The sequence below is a fragment of the Kitasatospora sp. NPDC033851 genome (genome assembly GCF_055576085.1).
The window spans coordinates 103,124-124,297 of sequence record NZ_JBVIRL010000022.1 but is presented as its reverse complement, the minus strand read 5'-3'; the positions used below and the strand labels follow the sequence as shown (position 1 = coordinate 124,297).

Genomic DNA, 21,174 nt, shown 5'->3' with positions numbered 1-21,174 from the left:
GCATCAGGACGGCGGGTGCCGTACTACTGGGTCGTGGTCCACTGCTGGCTGGTCCGGCCTGTGGTGCAGGTCCACTGGACGGCGAGGGCCCCGTCTGCGGTCGAACTGCCGCTGACGTCGAGGCACTTGCCGCTGTTGGCCGACACGAGCTGCACCATTGCGCCGCCGGCCAGCGGGACGAGCGTCCACTCCTGGTTGGCCTTGCCGCTGTCGCAGGTCCACTGCAGGACCTGCGCGCCGTCAGCGGTCGAACTGCCACTGACGTCAAGGCACTTGCCGCTGTTGGCCGACACCAGCTGCACCGTCGTGCCACCGGCCACCGGAACGGGGGTCCACAGCTGGTTGGCCTTGCCGCTGCCGCAGGTCCACTGCAGGACCTCCGCGCCGTCAGCGGTCGAACTGCCGCTGACGTCGAGGCACTTGCCGCTGTTGGTGTTGGTGACGGGCGTGGTGGCGGGTCCGGCGAGCGGGGTCACGCCGAAGTGGGTGAAGTCGGCGTGCTGGAAGCCGCCGACGGCCAGTCCGCTCTGGCCGATCGCGTGGCCTGCGTGGGTGAGCGAGGCGACCTGGACGTGGTCGACGAAGGCGGTGATCGACTGGCCCTGCATCGCCAGCGAGACGTTGTGCCAGGTCCCGGCGCCCGCGCCGGGGTAGCTGCCGGCGGCCAGGACGGTGTCGGTCCCCGAGCGGTCCTCGCTGGACAGTCGCCAGGAACCGCCGTCGTCGATCCTCAGGTGGTAGGCGGAGCGGTCGTGGTCGACGTGGTCGATCCGGCCCAGCAGCTCGGCGGAGCTGCCCGTCTCCTCCAACAGCACGTCAGTGGAGACCTGGTAGTTGCTCCAGGACGGGTCGCCCAGCAGGGTGGCGGGGGTGTAGTTCATGTCGGTGTGCCAGGGGTGGGCGGGTGCGGTGATCACCTGGCGCAGGCACATCGGGGTGTCGGTGCCCGCCGGGCAGGGCGCGGTCTCGAAGGCCCCGGCCCAGTCGTGGAAGTACCGGGCGGTGGCCCGGGCCGGGTATCCGCTCAGGTCGGCCTGGTACGGCAGCGGGACGCTCTTCGCGGGCGGCGCGACAGCAGTGCCCTTGCCCTGGCCGGTGGTGGTGGTGACGGTGTAGAGGTGGCCGGGCTGCACGGTCAGCGAGTAGCCGCCGTTTCGCGGCACGATGTCCTGGGTGTGGACGAACCACCGGGCGGGGTCGGTGGCGTTCATGTCGGTGTCCCACACGTGCACCGGCCCGGTGGACAGCCCGCCGGCGACGCTGAGCGCGATCGTCTTCGCGGCCGAGGCGTCGGTGGTCTCGATGACCGTGCTGTAGTCCTGGCCGGACCTCAGGGTGACGTAACTCCCGCTGTGCCGGTCGCCGTTGATCCCGGTACCGGACAGATAGCCGCTGGCCGTGTCCAGGTAGCGCCAGCCCGGCTTGGCGAACTGCGTGGTGTGTGCCGTCACCCAGATGTCGCGGCCCACAGTGTAGTTGCCCGACCAGGGCTGGTCGGCGGCCATCAGGCCGGCCCCGGCGAACGGAAGGTTCGAGGGCCAGGAGCCGACCAGCGCCCACTTGATGTCCGACGTGATTCTGGCGTCGATGTACTGGCGGTTGAGGTTGCGGGCCAGCGCCGGCGGATTGGCGCCGTCGCTGTCGTTGTCGTCCTCGGCCACCCACAGCGGCTTGCCCAGCCCGGTCGCGGTGCTGCTGCCCGGGCAGGCGGTGTACACCGGGGTCGAGTTCCAACACACGCCGTGCAGGCCCACGACCGCGACCGCCCGGTTGAAGGCGCTGTCCGTGGCCAGGTCCGAGGCGACCGTCCAGGTCGCGTCATTGCTGTCGGAGGCCACCAACAGGGTGTCGGCGTGGCCGCTGCCGTCCAGGGCGGTGCGCAGGTTCTCGAACCAGGCCTTGTCGTAGCCGTTCTCGTTCCAGCCGCCCAGGTAGCCGACCTTCAGTCCGTGGCTCTGGGCGCAGCCCAGCCAGGACTTGAGATAGGTGATGTTGTCCTGGGACCAGATGCCGCCGTTCAACCAGCCCGGCGCCGCCCACTCCAGGCCGTAGAACGTGATGTCGGGGTTGCGTGCCTTGGCCTGCTCCATCAGCCACCACTCGTAGCCGCGGTTGCAGTCGACCTCGGTCGGGGTGCGCATGTGGCTCGGCTCAGGTCCGTCGGAGGAGTTCGCGTCACCGCCGATCTCAACCTTCAGCATCTGCAGTGAAGCGCCGTAGCCGGGCTTGAACAGGTAGTCCAGCACCTGAGTGCGCTGCGGCTCGGGGTAGTCGACCAGGAGCCGGGAGGTGGCCCCGCCGCCACTGATCGCGCCAATTCCGTCGAAGGCACGGCCGCTTGACGCTCCGTCGATGGCGATCCGTTGCGCTGGAGCAGCGACTGCGGGCGAACTCGGGATCGCGGTGAAGGTGGCGGCGAGAGCGACCGCAGAGGTTGCGAACATGGTGAGCATGTTTCGGAAATTGATAGGATGTCTGCGCACGTAACGCTCCAAGGGCGCGACTGGAGGACCCGGCGGCCCGTCTGGCGCCGGAAGGGTGTGCGAGGTTCAATGTTGCTCAATATGGAACGCATTCGCGCACAAGTCAACAACTTTGACTCGCAATTGCTTGAACAGTCGAGCTGTAGCTACGGCGGCGCCAAGCAGAGACGCCAGCAATGACTGCACCTCAGGATACTAAAAGGTCGGATGTATAGGGGCTCTATGGCATGGAGCCGGTTCGGCTGGGGTCGGACGACAGGGGCTCAGTTGCCTCGATCGCGTCGGGGAGGCCGACATACCGCTTCCTCCTGGGCGGCCCGCCCGGCGGGGCGAGGTCGGAGAGGTCGCAGGAGAGCTTCGGGCCACATAGTCGCCGACTGAACGCGTGCTCCATCGCGGCAACGTCAGCCGCGGCGCACCGTTCGCCGAATGCTCGGCCGAACAGCTCGCTAGACACCGCCCGGACGTGTCAGTCCGTACCAGGGCGAGGCGCGGCACGACCGGGACCTCGTCGGCACTGACCAGCGGCCGACCACCCAGCCTGATCGTCATACGGAGTTAGGAGAAGCCGTGGTTTTGGCCGCAGCGTGGGGAACGAGTCCTCCGTGCCGCCCGAGCCCCTGTCCATGCCGGGGCTGGCGGCACGTGCGGCAGCCGTCTGCCGGAAGGCCGGCTTCGAATCAGGGGTGTGCTGCTGCTGCGACGACGTGACCAGCGCGCTCGGTTTCGTGTGCGTCGCCGCGGCCCCCGGGGACGGGCGGTACTTCTCACCGCCAGGGATCACCCGCATACTGCTGCGCACACCGTCGTCACCGACGATCTCTCTTGAAGCGCTCGTCCTGGGTCAGCCGAGCGAGGATCCGGCTGCGCCGAGGGTGTCCCGCAGCCACTGCTCGACGCCTGCCACGTGCACCGTCGCCCAGGCGTGCGCGAGGTCGGGGCGGCGGTGGGCGATCGCATCGAGGATGGCGTGGTGCTGCTGGCGGGTCCGGTCGACCGCACCTTCCTCGGTCAGCCCTCGCCAGATCCGCGCCCGGGCGGTCGGGCCGGACAGGCCGTCGACGAGCGAGCACAGGACGGTGTTGCCGGAACCGGCTGCGATCCTGCGGTGGAACTCGAGGTCGTTGTCGATCAGTTCTTGCAGGGAGGCATCGTCGCTCAGGCCCTCCAGGAGCTCCCCGAGCGCGGAGATTTCCTCGTCCGGCATCACTCGGGCAGCCATGGCCGCAGCGGCGGGTTCCAGGACGCGGCGGACTTCCAGGAACTCCAGCACCGAGTTGTCCTGGTGGAAGTCGACGACGAAGCCCAGCGCATCCAGCAGCAGGTTGGGCTCCAGGCTCGTCACGTACGTGCCGTCTCCCTGGCGTACGTCGAGCACCCGGATGAGCGAGAGGGCCTTCACCGCCTCACGCAGGGAGTTGCGCGACAGGCCGAGCCGCTCGGCCAGGTCTGCCTCCTTGGGGAGTCGCGAACCGGGGCGCAGCTCTCCACTGACGATCATGGCTTTGATCTTCTCGATCGCCGAGTCGGTGACTGGCACGCCGTTGCCTCCCTGGTCCTGATCGTTGCAGCATAGCTTCCACGGCGGCCGCCCAGATCACCTTGACCGTGGCAGGTCAAAGCGGTCCGGCGCTATCCACCGGTGCCCGTCCGTGCGGCAGCTGCCCCGGGCGGGCCGTCCTTCGTCCGGGTCGGCTACGGACCCGTCGGGCCTGGACGTCCCTCGGCAGGCCTGCGCTGGCCGCCGAGCCCGTACACGCGGATCGCGTTGTGCCGGAACACCGCGTCCCTCTCCCTCGCGCTGAGCCCGTCCACGAGGTGCCTGGTGATCCGGGTGACCTCGGTGTAGCCGGCCTCCAGGGTGCAGACCGGCCAGTCGGAGCCGAAGAGGAGCCGTTGCGGGCCGAAGGCCTCCAGGGCGGTGTCGGTGTACGGCGCGAGGTCCGCAGGACGCCACCGGCCAGGGGCGGCTTCCGTCACCAGGCCTGAGAGTTTGCCCACCGTATTGGGCAGCGCGGCCAGGCGGCGCAGGTCCGCTGCCCAGGGGTAGAGCGTGCCGTCGGCGATCGGGGGCTTGCCGAGGTGGTCGAGGACGAACGTCAGGCCGGGAAGTCGGGCGGCCGCGAGGGCGGCGGTGCGCAACTGGTGCGGCCTGACGACGAGGTCGTAGACGAGGCCGGCCTCGGCCACGGCGAGCAGGCCGCGCTGTACGTCGGGGCGCAGCAGCCACTCGGGATCGGGCTCCTCCTGGACCTGATGTCTGATGCCCACCAGCCGATCCCCGCCGGGGAGTTCACGGAGGGCGGCGATCGCGTCGACGACGTCGGCGGCGGTGAGGTCGGTCCAGCCGACGACGCCGGCGACCAGGTCGCTGCCGTCGGCCAGCGCCAGCAGTTCGGGGGTCTCCTCGGGGACGCAGACGGTCTGCACGACGACCGTGGCGGCCACTGCGGCCTCCGCGGCTTCGGGGGCGAGGTCGGCGGCGGTGAAGGAGCGGGCCAGTGGAGCGAGGGCCTCACCGCTGATCCAGGGCTGCGGCCGCACCGCGAGGTCCCAGACGTGGTGGTGCGCGTCGATGATCTGAGGTCCGGTCACAGCTCCCACACCACCGGGAGGCCGGCCCCGGCACCGGTGTCGGAGTAGTCGTGGTTGACGTCGAGCAGTTCGCCCATCTTCTCCTGCCAGGCGACGTTGACCGGGAGGTGCTCCAGTTCGGCGAGGAGCCGGGGGTAGCTCTCGCACTCCAGCAGGTGGAACAGGTCGCAACCGCTGCGCCAGATCCTCCACGAGGTGACGCCGGCGGCCCGGATGGCTGCGACGAGGTCGGCGGGCACGTCCCGGTGGGCGGCCTCGTACTCGGCGATCCGGTCGGCGCGGACGCGGGTGTGCAGGGCGACACTCATGGCTGCTCCGGGCGGGTGGGGTGGTCGACGATGATGACCTGCAGGGAGCGCGGGCCGTGCACGCCTTCCACGCGTTCGAGTTCGATGTCGCTGGTGGCGGACGGCCCCGAGATGAAGGTGAGCGGGTTCCGCGGGTCGAGGCGGGCGAGGGCGTCGGGGACGTCGGCGACGATCTGTGCGGTGCGGACGATGCACAGGTGCAAGTCGGGGACGAGGGTGAGGGCGCGGCGGCCCTGGCCGGGGCCGGCGTCGAGGACGATGGTCCCGGTGACGGCAATGCCGGCGGCGGCCAGGGTGATCGCGCCGTCCAAGCTGTCGAGCACCGCCATGTCCAGCGGTTCTGCGTGCCACTCCCATTCGCCGGGAGGCAGCAGCTCGGCGGGGAAGCCGCCAGGCAGCGCCAGGCTTCTCGCCCCGCGGGCGGTGAGCGCGGCGGCGATGGCGGTCGGCAGGCCCGCCTCGTCGGTGCGGGTGACGGTGGCGCGGTAGTCGGCGACCCGCTCGGCGAACAGGGCGACGGTGTCCTCGCCCGGCTCTGTGTGCCTACGGCGGTAGGTTCGGGGTACGGGGACGTCGCTGGGCAGTTCGCCGGCGGGGACGTCGATGAGCGCGGCGCGGATACGGCCGAGGATGGCCTGGCGGCTGTTCATGCTTCTTGGTCCCTGTTCTTTCGCCACCAGGTGCGGAAGGACTCGGCGGGGGGTGCGGGGGTGTCGCGGGTGTCGGACCAGCCGTGCAGCGGGCCCGGCAGTCGGCCGATCCTTCCGTCCCGGGCCAGGGCCCGGCCGCCGAGGGCGGCCGCCTTCTGGGCGGCGGAGAGCAGCCGCGGGGAGTCGAGGACGGTGGCGGCGGCCTTCATGGCCAGCGCCTCCGCCCGCTTCGGCTTGCTCTCGACGGCCTTGGCCCGCAGGTGGGCCAGCACCTCGGGGATGTTGATCTTCACCGGGCAGGCGTCGTAGCAGGCTCCGCACAGGGTGGAGGCGAACGGCAGCGAAGCGGCGTTCGCCACGCCGACGAGCTGGGGGGTGAGGACGGCGCCGATCGGTCCGGGGTAGACGGAGCCGTAGGCGTGGCCGCCGGTGCGCTCGTAGACGGGGCAGACGTTGAGGCAGGCGGAGCAGCGGATGCAGGCGAGGGCCTGGCGGCCGACGGTGTCGGCGAGGGTGTCGGTGCGGCCGTTGTCGAGGAGGACCAGGTGGAAGTCCTGCGGGCCGTCGCCCTGCGTCACCCCGGTCCAGGTGGAGGTGTAGGGGTTCATCCGCTCGCCGGTGGACGAGCGGGGCAGGAGCTGGAGGAAGACCTCCAGGTCGGTCCAGGTGGGGACGACCTTCTCGATGCCCATCACGGTGATGAGGGTCTCGGGCAGGGTGAGGCACATCCGGCCGTTGCCCTCGGACTCTACAACCACGACCGTGCCGGTGTCGGCGACGGCGAAGTTGGCACCGGAGACGGCCACCTTGGCGGAGAGGAACTTCCGCCGCAGGTGCAGCCGGGCCGCGTCGGCCAGCTCGGCGGGTGAGTCGGTGATCCCGTCCGGTGCGGGCCGGCCCCAGTGGCCCATCTCGGCAACGAACAGGTCCCGGACCTCGGTGCGGTTCCTGTGGATCGCGGGGACGAGGATGTGGGAGGGCCGGTCGTCACCGAGCTGGACGATGAGCTCGGCCAAGTCGGTCTCGTACGCGGTGATGCCGGCTTCGGCCAGGGCCTCGTTGAGGCCGATTTCCTGCGTGGCCATGGACTTGATCTTCACGACTTCGCGTTCGCCGGTGGCCTGCACGAGTTCGGTCACGATGTGGTTGGCCTCGACGGCGTCCGAGGCCCAGTGCACGGAGCCGCCCGCGGCGGTGACGGCGGCCTCCAACTGGACGAGGTAACGGTCGAGGTGGCGTGAGGTCCGCTTCTTGATCGCGGCGGCGGCGTCGCGCAGCTGCTCCCAGTCGTCCAGTTCGGAGGCAACCACGAGCCGCTTGTCGCGAATGGTCGTGGTTGCCCGTTTCAGGTTGGCACGCAGCTGGGTGTTGCCGAGCGCCTCGCGGGCGGCGTCGGGGAAGGACGGGGCGCCGAGCCAGACGACGCCACGGCTGCCGGGGTTGCTCATCGTGCGGTTCCTTCGGAGGCGGCGAGGATCTCGGCGATGTGCATGGTGCGCACGGTCGAGCCCTGGCGGGACAGTCCGCCGCCGATGTGCATCAGGCAGGAGTTGTCGGCGGCGCACAGGACGTCGGCGCCGCTGTCCAGGACGGCAGTGTTCTTGTCGGCGAGCATCGCGGCGGAGGTGTCGGCGTTCTTGACGGCGAAGGTGCCGCCGAAGCCGCAGCAGGAGTCGGCCGCGGGCAGGTCGACCAGGTCCAGGTCCTCGACGGCGCGCAGCAGGCGGTCGGGGCGGTCGCCGAGACGGAGGCCGCGCAGCGAGTGGCAGGTGGGGTGGTAGGCGACGCGGTGCGGGAAGCGGGCGCCGACGTCGGTGACGCCGAGGACGTCGGTCAGGAACTCGGTGAACTCGTGCACCCGGGGGACCAGTTCGGCGACCTGCTGTTGGAGGCCGGCGGGCCCGTACTCCCGGGCCAGCAACGGGTGGTTCTCCTTGACCATGCCGGCGCAGGAGGCGGACGGCGTGATGACGGCGTCGTAGTCGGCGAAGGTCCGGGCGAAGCGGGCCACCAGTGGGACGGCGTCGGGGCGGTAGCCGGTGTTGAAGTGCATCTGCCCGCAGCAGGTCTGTTCCTGCGGGAAGTAGACGGTGTGGCCCAGCCGCTCCAGTACGGTCACCACCGCACGGCCGGTCTCGGGGAACATCGTGTCGTTGAAACAGGTGATGAACAGGGCGATGCGCATCAGCTCGCCTCCTCGGGGGTGGGAACGCCCTCCCGCAGCAGTCCGTGGTCCCTGAGTTCTGCCCAGAGCGCCGCCGGGACGGGGTGATCGAGCATGGCGGAGGCGTCCCGGGCCTCGGCGGCGCTGCGGGTGCCGACCAGGACGCTCGCCACCGCCGGGTGCCCGAACGGGAAGCGCAGGGCGGCGGCGCGCAGCGGTACGCCGTACCTCTCACATACCGCCTTGAACTCCAGGGCCCGGTCGAGCAGGTGGACGGGGGCCGCGGTGTAGTCGAAGGTGGCACCCGGGCGGGGGTCGGCGAGCAGGCCGGAGTTGAAAACCCCTCCGATGACCACGCCGACGCCCCGCTGCTGCGCCAAGGGCAGCAGTTCGGCCAGTCCTCGCTGGTCGAGCAGGGTGTAGCGGCCGGCCAGCAGGACGGCGTCGATGTCGGTCTCGCGGATGAAGCGGGCGGGCAGCTCGGCCTGGTTCATGCCGAGGCCGATCGCTCCGATGACTCCCTCCGCGCGCAGGCGTTCGAGTTCGGGGTAGGCCTCGTCGAGTGCCTGTTCAGCGTGGCCGTCGGGGTCGTGCAGGTAGGCGATGTCGATTCGGTCGAGGCCGAGCCGGTTCAGGCTGTCCTCGACGGAGTGGCGCACGCCCCGGGCGCTGAAGTCCCAGACCCGCTGGTGGGTGGCGGGCACGGCGAAGCCGTTGGCCAGGTCGTCGCCGTCGACGGAGGGAGTCGGCTCCAGCAGCCGGCCGACCTTCGTGGACAGGGTGAAGTCGTCCCGGGGCAGGTCGCGCAGCGCATCACCGAGGCGGCGCTCGGACAAGCCCAGGCCGTAGTGCGGGGCGGTGTCGAAGTACCGTACGCCCGCTTCCCAGGCGGCGGTGACAGCTTGTTCGGCCTGTTCGTCGGTGACCGGGGTGAACAGGTTGCCGATGCCGGCTGCGCCGAAGGCGAGTTCGGTGACCTGGACCCTGCTGCCGCCGAGCGGGCGGTGGCGCAGGTTCACGGGCGTGGCTCCTGTCGCAGGCGCAGGCCGGCCATGCCGCCGTCGACGGCGAGCGCGGTGCCGGTGACGCTGGCGGCGGCCGGGGAGGCGAGGTAGGCGATGGCTGCGGCGACCTCCTCGGCGCTGACCAGTCGGCCGGTGGGCTGGCGGGCGTTCAGGGCAGCGCGTTCGGCGGCCGGGTCGTCGACCGCGTCCAGCAGTCGTGCGACCCACGGGGTGTCGACGGTGCCCGGGTTGACGCAGTTGACCCGGATGCCCTCGCGGACGTGGTCGGCCGCCATGGCCAGGGTGAGCGAGAGGACGGCGCCCTTGCTCGCCGAGTACAGCGCGCGCTGAGGCAGTCCGGCGGTCGCGGCGATGGAGCAGGTGTTCACCACTGAGGCCGCCGCCGAGCGACGCAGGTGGGGCAGCGCGGCGCGGGTGGTGCGGACGATGCCGAGCACGTTGACGTCCAGGACACGGTGCCACTGCTCGTCCGGGTTGTCCTCCACGGTTCCGGCGGCGCCGATACCGGCGTTGTTGACCAGGATGTCGATCCCGGCGAGCGCTTCGGCCGCCGCCTCGACGGCGGCGCGCACGGACTGATCGTCGGAGACGTCGGCGGTGAAGCCGCGCAGCGGGGTGTGGACACCGCTCGGGTCGAGGTCCAGGACGGCGACGTCCGCACCGCGGTCGGCGAGGAGTCGGGCGGTGGCCAGTCCGATGCCGGAGGCGCCGCCGGTGACCAGGGCGGTCAGGCCGTCGAGGTCGCGGGTGGTCATGAGCGCTCCTGCTGCTCGGCGGCGGCCCGGTCGGCGGCCCAGAACGCGCCGTCGGGGTAGGTGTAGGTGTCGATGGTGGCCTGGTGCATGGTGGCGGAGAAGCCGGGTACGGTGGGCGCCCGGTAGTGGCCGGCGTCGATGACGACGGGGTCGAGGAAGTGCTGGTGGAGGTGGTCGACGTACTCGATCACCCGGTCCTGAGTGGTCCCGGAGAGCGCGACGTAGTCGAACATCGACAGGTGCTGGACCAGTTCGCACAGGCCCACGCCACCGGCGTGCGGGCAGACCGGGACGCCGAACTTGGCGGCGAGCAGCAGGATGGCGAGGTTCTCGTTGACACCGGCCACCCGGGCCGAGTCCAGCTGGAGGACGTCGATCGCGCCGGCCTGGAGCAGCTGCTTGAAGACGATGCGGTTCTGGACGTGCTCGCCGGTGGCGACCTTGATCGGGCGGACACCCTTGCGGATGGCGGCGTGGCCGAGGACGTCGTCCGGGCTGGTCGGTTCCTCGATCCAGTACGGGTCGAACTCGGCGAGGGCGTTCGTCCACTCGATCGCCTCGGCGACGTTCCAGCGCTGGTTGGCGTCGATCGCCATGCGAATGTCCGGGCCGACGGCCTGGCGGGCGGTGCGGCAGCGGCGGATGTCGTCTTGAAGGTCGGCGCCGACCTTCAGCTTGATCTGGCTGAAGCCGCCGGCCACCGCCTGCTTGGCGAGGCGGGTGAGCTTCTCGTCCGAGTACCCGAGCCAGCCGGGCGAGGTGGTGTAGGCGGGGTAGCCGCGCCGCAGCAACAAGGCGGTCCGGTCGGCCGCGCCATGCCGGCCCTTGGTCAGCAGCTCCAGCGCCTCCTCGGGGGTGAGCGCGTCCGCGATGTACCGGAAGTCGATCTGGGAGACCAGCCACTCGGGGTCGGCGTCAGCGAGCAGCTGCCACAGCGGCTTGCCCTCGCGCTTGGCGGCGAGGTCCCAGACGGCGTTGACCACGGCTCCGATGGCCATGTGCATCACGCCCTTCTCGGGCCCCAGCCAGCGCAGCTGGCTGTCGCCGATCAGGTCGCGATACAGGGAGCCGGGGTCGGCGCACAGCTCGACGACGGGACGTCCGACGATGTGCTCGCTCAGCGCGTCGATGGCGGCGACCTGGACGTCGTTGCCACGGCCGATGGTGAAGGTGAACCCGTGGCCCTCGTGGCCGCCCGCGGAGGCGCGCAGGACGACGTAGGCGGCGGAGTAGTCGGGGTCGGGATTCATCGCGTCGGACCCGTCCAGCTCCCGCGAGGTGGGGAAGCGGATGTCGTAGGTGTCGACGGCGGTGATCCGCGCCGTAGTTGCGAACAAGGTGGTGCCTTTCACGCGTTGGAGAAGGTCTGGCGCTGGGTGCCGAGGCCGTCGATGGCCAGCTCGACGGTGTCGCCCGCGCGCAGGTAAGGGTTGCCGGGCAGGCCCAGGGCCACGCCGGCCGGGGTGCCGGTGTTGATGACGTCGCCGGGGTTGAGCACCATGTACTGGCTGAGGTACCAGACGATGTGGGCGACATCGAAGATCATGTTCTTGGTGTTGCCGTCCTGTCGCGTCTCGCCGTTGACGGCCAGACGCAGGCCCAGGGCCTGCGGGTCGCCGGCCTCGTCCGGGGTGACCAGCCACGGACCGAGCGGGTTGAAGGTCTCGCAGGACTTGCCGAGGTCCCACTGCCCGGAATACTCCAGCTGGAACTCGCGCTCGGACACGTCGTTGCTGATCGCGAAGCCCGCGACATGGGCCAGGGCCTGGTCCGGCGAGTCCAGGTAGCGGGCCTCACGGCCGATCACGACCGCCAGCTCCACCTCCCAGTCGGTCTTCGTCGAACCACGCGGGATCAGCACCCCGTCACAGGGACCGACCACCGTGGACGGGTCCTTCATGAACACCACCGGCCGGACGGGGACAGCCGCTCCGGTCTCCTCGGCGTGGTCACGGTAGTTGAGGCCGATACAGACGACCTTGCCCGGCCGGGCAACCGGCGCTCCGACCCGCAGGCCGGAGGGGTCGAGCTCGGGAAGTGTGTCGGCGGCAAGAGCGTCGCGGACGCGATCGATCCCGCCCGACGCGAGGAACGCCCCGTCGATGTCGGTGGTCACGCCCGTGAGTGCGAAGACCCGCCCGTCGTCGCCGAGTGCCGCCGGAACCTCTTCGCCCGCCGGTCCGATCCGCAGCAGCTTCATGCCCTGCTCCCGTCATAAGTCTGCGAGCCGGGACTCTTCACCGGCCGACACATCGGATGAATCTGTGACGCCCCGACCATACGAGCCTCGTCACGCCACCGCAAGAAGTCCTCCGATGTTTGCTGCGCCCTTCGACTCGTGCGCCCTCAAAAGAACCATCAAATTGGCAGCTCAGGGCGGAAGTGCCGCTTCACTCATGACACGGGGCGGAAACCTGGACGTCACGGTTGAGAATCATCCCAGGTTTCCTCTTGTCAGTCAGATGTCAGGCTCGTATGGTCCTCCTGGCCTGCAAGCCATCCGATGACTGCGGGAAGCGCGATCCGGCTCCGTCTGCCACGGACCGCCGCAACCAGGAACCGGCATCCCTCCTGGTGAGGGCTGGAAGGGAGGCCTGCTCCCCTGCCCGCTTCGCCCCACCGGGACGGCCTCTCGGCCTCCCGCCACGCCGGATCCCCGTCCACGGGGGACCGGACGTCCCAGCCAAAGGAGATCAGCACCATGAAGCCTCGCTCCTCCAGAATCGCGGCCACGGCCGCCGCCGTGATCGTCCTGGCGGGGTTCGCCACGGCCTGCAACCGCAGCAGCGACTCCGGCGGGTCCGCGTCCGGCAAGCCGGCGATCGGCATCGACCTGCCCCGGGCGGACTCCGACTTCTGGAACTCCTACGCGCAGTACGTCAAGCAGGACACCACCGCCCAGAGCCTGAACACCCTGCCGGTGAGCAACTCGCAGAACGACGTGACCAAGCTGGTCGCCAACGTCCAGGTGTTCCAGAACACCGGTGCCAAGGCCGTGGTGATGGCCCCTCAGGACACCGGCGCGATCGCCTCCACCCTCGAGACGCTGTCGGCCAAGAAGATCCCGGTGGTCAGCGTCGACACCCGCCCAGACAAGGGCAACGTCTACATGGTGGTGCGCGCCGACAACAAGGCGTACGGCACCAAGGCCTGCGAGTTCCTCGGCAAGCAGCTCGACGGCAAGGGCAAGGTCGCCGAGCTCCAGGGCGCACTGAGCTCCATCAACGGACGCGACCGCTCCGAGGCCTTCGCCGCCTGCATGAAGGAGAAGTTCCCCGGCATCCAGGTCATCGAGCTGGCCACCGACTGGAAGGGCGACGTCGCCTCCGCCAAGCTCCAGTCCACCCTCGCCGCCAACCCCGACCTCGGCGGCATCTACATGCAGGCCGGCGGCGTCTTCCTGCAGCCCACCCTCGCCCTGCTCCAGCAGAAGGGCCTGCTCAAGCCCGCCGGCCAGAGCGGCCACATCGCGATCATCTCCAACGACGGCATCCCGCAGGAGTTCGACGCGATCCGCAAGGGCGACATCGACGCCACCGTCTCCCAGCCCGCCGACCTCTACGCCAAGTACGCCCTGTACTACGCCAAGGCCGCCACCGAGGGCAAGACCTTCCAGCCCGGTGCGACCGACCACGAGTCCACCATCATCCAGCTGCCGAACGGCCTGGAGGACCAGCTGCCCGCTCCGCTGGTCACCAAGGACAACGTCGACGACAAGGCCCTGTGGGGCAACAACGTCGGCAAGTGACCCATCCGACTCCCGTGAGCGGCTCACCGGCACCCCCAGCGGACCGCCGCCCACGGGTACGACCTTGAAAGGACCCGCCATGGCGGACCCCAGCCCCGTCCGGGGCCCAGTCGTCGAGGCCGACGGGATCAGCAAGCGCTTCGGCGCCACCGTCGCGCTCAGCGACGCCCGCATCTCGGTCGCGCCCGGCGAGTCGCACGCGCTGGTCGGCCGCAACGGCGCCGGCAAGTCCACCCTCGTCTCGATCCTCACCGGGCTGCAGCACCCCGACACCGGCACCCTGCGCTTCAACGGCGAGCCGGCCCCAGCCTCCGGCGACACCGACGCCTGGCGCTCCCGGGTCGCCTGCGTCTACCAGCGCTCCACCATCATCCCGGCGCTGACCGTCGCGGAGAATCTCTTCCTGGACCGGCAGAGCACCGGTGCGCTGCGCCCGATCAGCTGGAAGCAGCTGCGCCACCGAGCCGGCGAGCTGCTCGCCGAGTACGGCGTGGACGTCGACCCGACCGCACGCGCCGAGGACCTGAGCGTCGAACAGCGCCAGTTCGTCGAGATCGCCCGGGCGCTGTCCTTCGGGGCCCGCTTCATCATCCTGGACGAGCCCACCGCCAAACTCGACGCGCGCGGCATCGAGCGGCTCTTCGACAAGCTGCGCTCACTGCAGGAGCAGGGCGTCGCGTTCCTGTTCATCTCCCACCACCTGCAGGAGGTCTACGACCTCTGCACCACGGTCACGGTCTACCGCGACGCCCGGCACATCATCACCGCACCGGTCGCCGACCTGGACCAGCAGGCCCTGGTGGAGGCGATGACCGGTGAGAGCTCCCGGGACAGCGAGCCCGCCTGGTCGGTGACGGGCCGCACGATCCCCGATGGCGCCCCACTGCTGGAAGTCTCCGGCCTGAGCCTGGCCGGCGCCTACCAGGACTTCTCCCTGACCGCGCGGGCCGGTGAGGTCGTGGGCCTGGCCGGAGCGGCCGCCAGCGGCAACGTCCGGCTCGGCGAGACCCTCGCCGGGCTGCACCGCCCGCAGGCCGGCACGATAGCCGTCGCCGGCCGTCCGGTGCGCACCGGACGCGTTCCCGCCGCTCTCGCGGCCGGCATCGGCTTCGTGCCCGAGGACCGGCACATCCAGGGCCTCATCCCGCAGCGCAGCGTCGCCGAGAACGCCACCCTGACCGTCACCGACCAGCTCGGGCCGTTCGGCACGGTACTGCCCTCGCGCACCCGGGCCTTCGCCGAGCGGATGATCGGCGACCTCGACATCAAGACGCCCGGCCCCTCGGCCCCGGTGTCCGCCCTCTCGGGCGGCAACCAGCAGAAGGTCGTCATCGCCCGCGCCCTGGCCACCGAACCGGACGTCCTGGTCGCCATCCGGCCCACCAACGGCGTCGACGTCAAGTCCAAGGAGTCCCTGCTCGGCACCGTCCGCACGGTCGCCGACGCTGGGAAGACCGCCCTGATCGTGTCCGACGAACTCGACGACCTGCGGGTCTGCGACCGGGTGGTGGCCATGTTCCACGGCCGCGTCGTCGCCGAGTTCGAGCACGGCTGGAGCGACGAACAACTGGTCTCAGCCATGGAGGGCATGGCCGGCCCGACCGACACGAAGGAAAGCCATGTCTCCCACCACTGAGGTCCGCGCCCACGCGGCGCCCGCCGTCACCCGGCCCGCCGAGCGCCGCTTCCAGCTCGCCCGCTACCGTGACCTCTCCCTCGTCCCGGTACTCCTGGTGCTCGGCATCATCGGATTCGCGGTCTCGCCCGCCTTCCTCACCTCCGACAACCTGCTCGGCGTCGGCCAGCAGGCCACCGAACTGAGCCTGCTGGTCCTGGCCGAGGCGCTGATCCTGATCGTCGGCCGGATGGACCTGTCCCTGGAATCCACGATCGGCGTGGCCCCCGTCATCGCCGTCTGGCTGGTCCTGCCCGACCACGGCGCACGCTTCAACGGCCTCGGCCTCTTCCCCTCCTGGGCGGCCATCCCGCTGTGCCTGACCGTCGGTGCGGTCATCGGGGCGATCAACGGCTTCCTGATCCTCAAGCTGCGCCTCAACGGCTTCATCGTCACCCTCGGCGCGCTCACCCTGCTCCGCGGCCTCCAGGTCGCCATCTCCCAGGGCCAGTCGATCGTCAACCTGCCCGGCTCCTTCACCTACCTCGGCAGCACCAGCTGGCTCGGCGTGCCGGCGGCGATCTGGATCTGCGCCCTGCTCTTCCTGGCCGGCGGCTGCGCCCTCGCCTGGCTGCGCCACGGCCGCGCCCTGTACGCGATCGGCGGCAACTCCGAGGCCGCCCGCGCCGCCGGCATCCGGGTCGACCGGATCACCTGGACCGTGCTGATCCTCGGTGGCCTGCTGGCTGCGTTCGCCGGCGTCCTCTACACCGGCCACTACGGCTCCATCTCCGCCGACCAGGGCAACGGGTGGATCTTCCAGGTCTTCGCCGCCACCGTCATCGGCGGCGTCAGCCTCAACGGCGGCCGCGGCACCCTCTTCGGCGCCCTGACCGGGGTGCTGACCCTCCAGCTCGTGGTCAACGTCATGACCCTCGCGGGCGTGCCGCCACTGTGGAACCAGTTCCTCAACGGCGCGATCATCATCGTCGCGCTGATCATCTCCCGCTTCGCCTCGGGCGAGAAGCAGGAGTGACGGGCCCCACAGCCTGAGAGCCGCCCAAGCGGCGCGACCAGCCCGGCGGAACCGGTCGCGCCGCTTCGGCCTCCCCTTCCCCGCCCCTCGACCGACCATCACTCCCATGCCCGCACGCAGGAGGCGAAAGACCATGGCGGTGACCGACCGGGCCATCGAGAAGATCAAGGAGATGATCGTCTCCGGCGTCCTGCCGCCCGGCGCGAGGCTCCCCAACGAGGGGGATCTCGCCGACCAGCTCGGGCTGTCGCGCAACTCGCTGCGCGAGGCCGTCCGGGCGCTCACCGCGATGCGGATCCTCGACCCCAGGCAGGGCGACGGCACATACGTCTCCGGCCTGGAACCCCACCTCCTGCTGGAAGCCATGACCTTCGCCGCCGACGTCTCCCACGGGCACACGGCCCGCCAACTCCTCCAGGTACGGCGCCTGCTGGAGCCACAGGCCACCGCCCTCGCCGCAGGCCTGCTCACCGACGAACACTTGCGAATGCTGCGGGCCGTCCTCGACCGGAGCGCCGCGGCCGTCGGCATCGAGGAGTTCATCGAGCTGGACATCGAGTTCCACCGCACCATCGCCGACGCCGTCGGCAACCCCGTGCTGTCCACCCTGCTCGGCATCCTCTCCACCCACACGCAGCGGCTACGCATCGTGCGCGGTACGCACACCACCGCCCGCGAGCAGGCCCACCGTGAGCACGAGGCCATCTGGCAGGCGCTGGTCAACCGCGATGCCGTCCTGGCCGCCAGTGCCAGCACCGTGCACGTCGCCGCCGTCGAAGACTGGCTGGCCGCGGGCACCGGCTCGCTGGACCTCGGCACCAACGCCTGACGGCGACGTGCCGAGTCCCGCGCATCCGTTCTCCCGCCAGTGCGCACGACCCCTACTGCCCAGGACGGTCTGACACATGAAGAGCCGAACCATCCGGTCCACCCTGGCCGCCAACCCGGACCCCGGCGGCGTCCACATGCAGGCCGGCGGTGTGTTCCTGCAGCCGACCCTCGCACTGCTCCAGCAGAAGGGCCTGCTCAAGCCCGCCGGCCACCAGCTCCCCGCCCCGCTGGTCACCAAGGAGAACGTTGACGACCCGTCACTCCGGGCCAACCGTGCCACGGGCTGACCGAGGCGGGCCCCAGAACCAGACCAGCAGCCACCACGACAACGGGACGACGGGACTGCGGTCTGCGCACCACCAGTGATTGCTCCCCACCCACCCCCACTGAAAGGCCGCACCATGCGAAGTGCACCGGTGGTCAGGGCGATAGTCGCCCTGGCCCTTGGTACCACCGCCGCCGCCTGGTCCCCCGCCACGGCGACCGCCGCCACCACGACCACCGCCTGGTCCGGCGGCGCATTCTCCGTCGATGCCGCTAGCCTCGTCCGCGAGGCGAACATCGCCCTGGGCAGCCCGAACACCGCGGCGACCCAGTCGATGCCGCTGGGCAACGGCACTCTCGGCGCCGCGGTCTGGGCCGCCAACGGCTTCACAGCCCAACTCAACCGCGCCGACACCCTGCCCGGCCGCAAGTCCCCCGGCTGGCTGCAGATCCCCGGCCTGTCGCGGATCACGAACGCCGCCGACTTCACCGCCACCGTCGACCCGTACGACGGCGTGCTGCGCGAGTCCGGCGGCGGGATGAGCGCGACGATCTACGTCCGCGCCGACAAGGACGAGCTGGTCGTGGACGTGACCGGCGCCGACCCGAACACCGCCCAGTCCGCCACGGTCAACCTGTGGTCCGGCCGCACGCCGACCGCCGCGGTCTCGGGCGGCATCGCGACCCTCGCCGAGACCTGGGTCGACGACAACGCCACCACCGGCTCCGGCCGGACCTTCGGCTCGCTGGCCGCGCTCACCGCCGGCGGACGCAACGTCACTGCCACGGTCACCGACTCGCAGACCGTGAAGGTGAACTTCACCCCCAACACCGACGGCAGCTTCCGCATCCTGGTCGGCAGCCCGAGCTGGACCGGCGGCAACGCCGCCACCACCGCCGCCGCGCTGCTGGGCACGGACGCGGCCGCGAGCACCGGCACCCTCCAGGCCCCGCACCTGAGCTGGTGGCACGACTACTGGGCCAAGCTCGGCCTGGTGAAGCTCTCCTCGGCCGACGGCACCGCCAACTACCTGGAGAAGCTTCGCACCCTGTACTACTTCTACACCGCCGAGGAGTCCCGCGGGCCGCTGCCCGGCTCCCAGGCCGGCGTCGCCGACCTCTTCAACTTCTCCCAGGACACCCAGAACTGGTACCCGGCCGGCTACTGGTTCTGGAACCTGCGCGGCCAGGTGGCCGCGAACATCGGCGCCGGCGCCTCCGCGCTCAACTCCGGCGTGTTCAACCTCTACACCTCCAACCTGGCCAACATCCAGGCCTGGACCAGGACCTACACGGGCAACCGGCCCGGCATCTGCGTGCCGGAGACCATGCGCTTCAACGGCAACGGCTTCCAGAGCGACAGCGACCCGTTCGGCGCCGCCTCCTGCGACGACGCCCTGTCCACCTGGAACGGCCGGACCGTCTCCTCCGGCGCGGAGATCGGCCTGTGGGTCTGGCAGCAGTACCTGACCACCGGCGACCGGAACTTCCTCACCACCAACTACCCGCTCATGCAACAGCCCGCCCAGTTCCTGCTGGCGTACACGACCGTCGGAGCGGACGGCAAGCGGCACGCGGTGGCCAACGTCCACGAGAACCAGTGGAACGTGCAGGACCCGGTCAACATGGTCGACGCGATGAAGGCCCTCTTCCCCGCCACGATCTCCGCCGCCCAGGCGCTGAGCACCGACGCCACGCTGGTATCCCAGCTGCAGGCCGCGATCCCGCAGATCCCCGACTACCCGCGCACCGACGCCGCGACCCACCGGCAGAACCTCACCGCCGCCGCCGACGCCTCCGGCACCGACGTCCTCGGCCAGTCCTCCCAGCCCACCGCGCCCGTCTACAACACCGAGAACGACGACCTCGAAGCCGTCTGGCCCTACAACCTGATCGGCGACAACTCGCCGTTGCTCTCCCTGGCGCAGCGCACCTACAACAGCCGGGTCAACGTCCAGCAGAACGACTGGAGCTTCGACGCCGTCCACGCCGCCCGCCTCGGCCTGCCCGACCGGGTCGCCGCCGACCTGACCGCGCTCACCCAGAAGTACCAGACCTACCCCACCGGCCTGGCCAACCTGTGGGGCCAGTCCGGCGGCAGCGAGCCGTACATCGAGCAGGCCGCCAACGTCGCACTGGCGATCAACGAGGCCCTGGTCCAGGACTACGACGGCCTGCTGCGAATCGCTCCGGCCCTGCCACAGGGCTGGGACGCCGACGGCACCCAGTACATCCACGGCGGGAGCACCGTCTCCGTCCAGGTCCACGGCGGCGTCATCGGCACCGTCGGCATCCACGCCGGCTCCACCGGCACGATCAAGATCCGCAATCCCTGGCCCGGCCAGAGCGTCTCGGTCGTCGACGGCACCGACCAGAAGACCGTCATCGTCCGCCCCACCAGTGCCGGACAGTTCACCATCCCGACCACGGCCGGCAAGTCCTACCTGGTCCAGCAGGTGTCGGCCCCGGTCTCCGGCATGACGTTCAGCCGGCTCTCCGGCACACCGGCCACAGCCGCCAGCCACCTGGGCACCGTCCAGATCGGCCTGGACAAGACCACCGGCACCGGCCACATCACCGGCATCAACGGCCTGTGCGTCGACGACTCCGGAGCCGGCACCACCGACGGCAACCCCATCGTCGTCTGGGCCTGCAGCGGCACCGCCGCCAACCAGCAGTGGACCGTCGGCACCGACGGCACCCTGCGCACCCTCGGCAAATGCATGACCGCCCCCGGCACCAACCCCGGCAACAACACCCCCATCCAGCTGTACGGCTGCGTGAACGGGGCCGGCAACCAGGTCTGGCAGCCCCAGGCCGACGGCACCCTCAAGAACCCGCAGAGCAACAAGTGCCTGGACGACTCGGGCGCCGGTCCCGCCGGCACCCAGCTGATCCTCTGGGACTGCTCCGCCGCCGCCAACCAGATCTGGCACCTGCCCTGATCCCGACCTGACGCAACAAGGCCCGGGGTACCGACCAATGATGGTGGCCGGCACCCCGGGCACGCGTGATCCTCGATGCCGCACTCCTCGAACCCGACGACCCGGAACCAACCCGGACCGTCCTCGCCAAGACCGCCACCGAACAGGGCGCCGACGAGAGCGTCGAACTCGGCGAGGTCACCGGCCCCGCCCGGCAAGCCGTCCTCCTCAGCGGTAGGTCGAGTGCGCGCTCGAGTTGGCCAGCCGAGTCGGGTGCGCCAGCGGTTGATGCCCGACCCAGGATGGATGGCGGCACTGCCGCCGGGCTGGCTCTGGTGCTACGGCTCGACAGGCTGCGGACGCGCATCCTGGGAGTCTCGCGGGGAAGGCCCACGCCCTCCTGCAGGCTCCTGAGGGCGACCTGCCGGAGGTCGGGCACGACCCGCACGATGTCGTCGCCGAGTACCGCTGGCTTGGTCGCGGCTACGCGCAGCGGGTCGAGCCCGGAGAACAGGCGCTCAACCATGCCTCGTCCCGCGCCGTCCTGGAACTGGAGCGGACGGACGCCGGCAAGGCCTTCGCGGCACTCATAAGCTCCGACTCAGCGGGCACTTCGGCAACAAGTCCGCTGTGTTCCTCAACACGGGCCGCACGCTCCCACCACCCGCGCACGACCGGGGTCCTCGGCACTGGACGCGATACTCCGGATCGAGTGGCTGGTGACGTGGTGTCCCCAGCCCGGAGCGCCAGTGCCCGGTGCGCAGCCACCTCAGACA

17 protein-coding genes are annotated in these 21,174 nt (G+C 70.5%); 6 read left to right on the top strand and 11 right to left on the bottom strand.

Annotation, left to right across the window (positions count from 1 at the left end; genetic code table 11):
- Positions 1-23 precede the first annotated feature (23 nt).
- The 11 genes from ACZ51D_RS32990 to ACZ51D_RS32940 all read right to left on the bottom strand — a co-directional run bounded on the left by ACZ51D_RS32990 (position 24) and on the right by ACZ51D_RS32940 (position 12,180).
- On the bottom strand, positions 24-2,444 hold the full coding sequence (locus tag ACZ51D_RS32990) for an RICIN domain-containing protein (RefSeq protein ID WP_465664315.1): 2,421 nt from the start codon (positions 2,442-2,444) through the stop codon (positions 24-26).
- Between the two features lie 883 nt (positions 2,445-3,327).
- Positions 3,328-4,023, bottom strand: a complete 696-nt coding sequence (locus ACZ51D_RS32985) for a FadR/GntR family transcriptional regulator (RefSeq protein ID WP_465623752.1) — start codon at positions 4,021-4,023, stop codon at positions 3,328-3,330.
- A 155-nt stretch (positions 4,024-4,178) separates the two neighbouring features.
- A complete protein-coding gene (locus ACZ51D_RS32980; RefSeq protein WP_465623754.1) occupies positions 4,179-5,078 on the bottom strand; it encodes an amidohydrolase family protein in 900 nt (299 codons plus the stop codon).
- On the bottom strand, positions 5,075-5,386 hold the full coding sequence (locus ACZ51D_RS32975) for an L-rhamnose mutarotase (RefSeq protein WP_392940886.1): 312 nt from the start codon (positions 5,384-5,386) through the stop codon (positions 5,075-5,077). The genes ACZ51D_RS32980 and ACZ51D_RS32975 overlap by 4 nt, the downstream gene beginning before the upstream one ends.
- Positions 5,383-6,036: a LutC/YkgG family protein gene (locus ACZ51D_RS32970; protein WP_465664314.1), complete on the bottom strand. Its 654-nt coding sequence runs from the start codon at positions 6,034-6,036 to the stop codon at positions 5,383-5,385. The genes ACZ51D_RS32975 and ACZ51D_RS32970 overlap by 4 nt, the downstream gene beginning before the upstream one ends.
- Positions 6,033-7,484, bottom strand: a complete 1,452-nt coding sequence (locus ACZ51D_RS32965) for a LutB/LldF family L-lactate oxidation iron-sulfur protein (protein WP_465623757.1) — start codon at positions 7,482-7,484, stop codon at positions 6,033-6,035. The genes ACZ51D_RS32970 and ACZ51D_RS32965 overlap by 4 nt, the downstream gene beginning before the upstream one ends.
- Complete coding sequence (locus tag ACZ51D_RS32960; protein ID WP_465623759.1) at positions 7,481-8,221, bottom strand: (Fe-S)-binding protein; 741 nt, start codon at positions 8,219-8,221, stop codon at positions 7,481-7,483. The genes ACZ51D_RS32965 and ACZ51D_RS32960 overlap by 4 nt, the downstream gene beginning before the upstream one ends.
- Entirely contained in the window at positions 8,221-9,213 is a 993-nt protein-coding gene (locus tag ACZ51D_RS32955; RefSeq protein ID WP_465623831.1) for an aldo/keto reductase, read from the bottom strand. Before ACZ51D_RS32955 ends, ACZ51D_RS32960 begins: the two co-directional genes overlap by 1 nt.
- A 2-nt stretch (positions 9,214-9,215) precedes the next feature.
- On the bottom strand, positions 9,216-9,980 hold the full coding sequence (locus ACZ51D_RS32950; RefSeq protein WP_465623760.1) for an SDR family NAD(P)-dependent oxidoreductase: 765 nt from the start codon (positions 9,978-9,980) through the stop codon (positions 9,216-9,218).
- Positions 9,977-11,317 carry an L-fuconate dehydratase gene (locus ACZ51D_RS32945; protein ID WP_465664313.1) on the bottom strand — a complete coding sequence of 447 codons (1,341 nt, stop codon included), beginning with the start codon at positions 11,315-11,317 and terminating at the stop codon, positions 9,977-9,979. Before ACZ51D_RS32945 ends, ACZ51D_RS32950 begins: the two co-directional genes overlap by 4 nt.
- Before the next feature lie 11 nt (positions 11,318-11,328).
- Positions 11,329-12,180 (bottom strand): fumarylacetoacetate hydrolase family protein, encoded by an 852-nt coding sequence (locus ACZ51D_RS32940; protein WP_465664312.1) that lies wholly within the window; start codon positions 12,178-12,180, stop codon positions 11,329-11,331.
- A gap of 501 nt (positions 12,181-12,681) precedes the next feature.
- Here ACZ51D_RS32940 and ACZ51D_RS32935 point away from each other — a divergent pair.
- The 6 genes from ACZ51D_RS32935 (at position 12,682) to ACZ51D_RS32910 (ending at position 20,419) form a co-directional block, all read left to right on the top strand.
- Positions 12,682-13,728, top strand: coding sequence for a sugar ABC transporter substrate-binding protein (locus ACZ51D_RS32935; protein WP_465623765.1), 1,047 nt, complete (start codon positions 12,682-12,684; stop codon positions 13,726-13,728).
- 79 nt (positions 13,729-13,807) lie between these two features.
- Positions 13,808-15,364 carry a sugar ABC transporter ATP-binding protein gene (locus ACZ51D_RS32930; RefSeq protein WP_465623767.1) on the top strand — a complete coding sequence of 519 codons (1,557 nt, stop codon included), beginning with the start codon at positions 13,808-13,810 and terminating at the stop codon, positions 15,362-15,364.
- Entirely contained in the window at positions 15,348-16,379 is a 1,032-nt protein-coding gene (locus ACZ51D_RS32925) for an ABC transporter permease (protein WP_465623769.1), read from the top strand. Before ACZ51D_RS32930 ends, ACZ51D_RS32925 begins: the two co-directional genes overlap by 17 nt.
- Positions 16,380-16,512: 133 nt before the next feature.
- A complete protein-coding gene (locus tag ACZ51D_RS32920; RefSeq protein WP_465623771.1) occupies positions 16,513-17,208 on the top strand; it encodes a FadR/GntR family transcriptional regulator in 696 nt (231 codons plus the stop codon).
- A 76-nt stretch (positions 17,209-17,284) separates the two neighbouring features.
- Complete coding sequence (locus ACZ51D_RS32915) at positions 17,285-17,497, top strand: hypothetical protein (protein WP_465623773.1); 213 nt, start codon at positions 17,285-17,287, stop codon at positions 17,495-17,497.
- 114 nt (positions 17,498-17,611) lie between these two features.
- Complete coding sequence (locus ACZ51D_RS32910) at positions 17,612-20,419, top strand: ricin-type beta-trefoil lectin domain protein (protein ID WP_465623775.1); 2,808 nt, start codon at positions 17,612-17,614, stop codon at positions 20,417-20,419.
- The last annotated feature ends 755 nt before the right edge of the window (positions 20,420-21,174 follow it).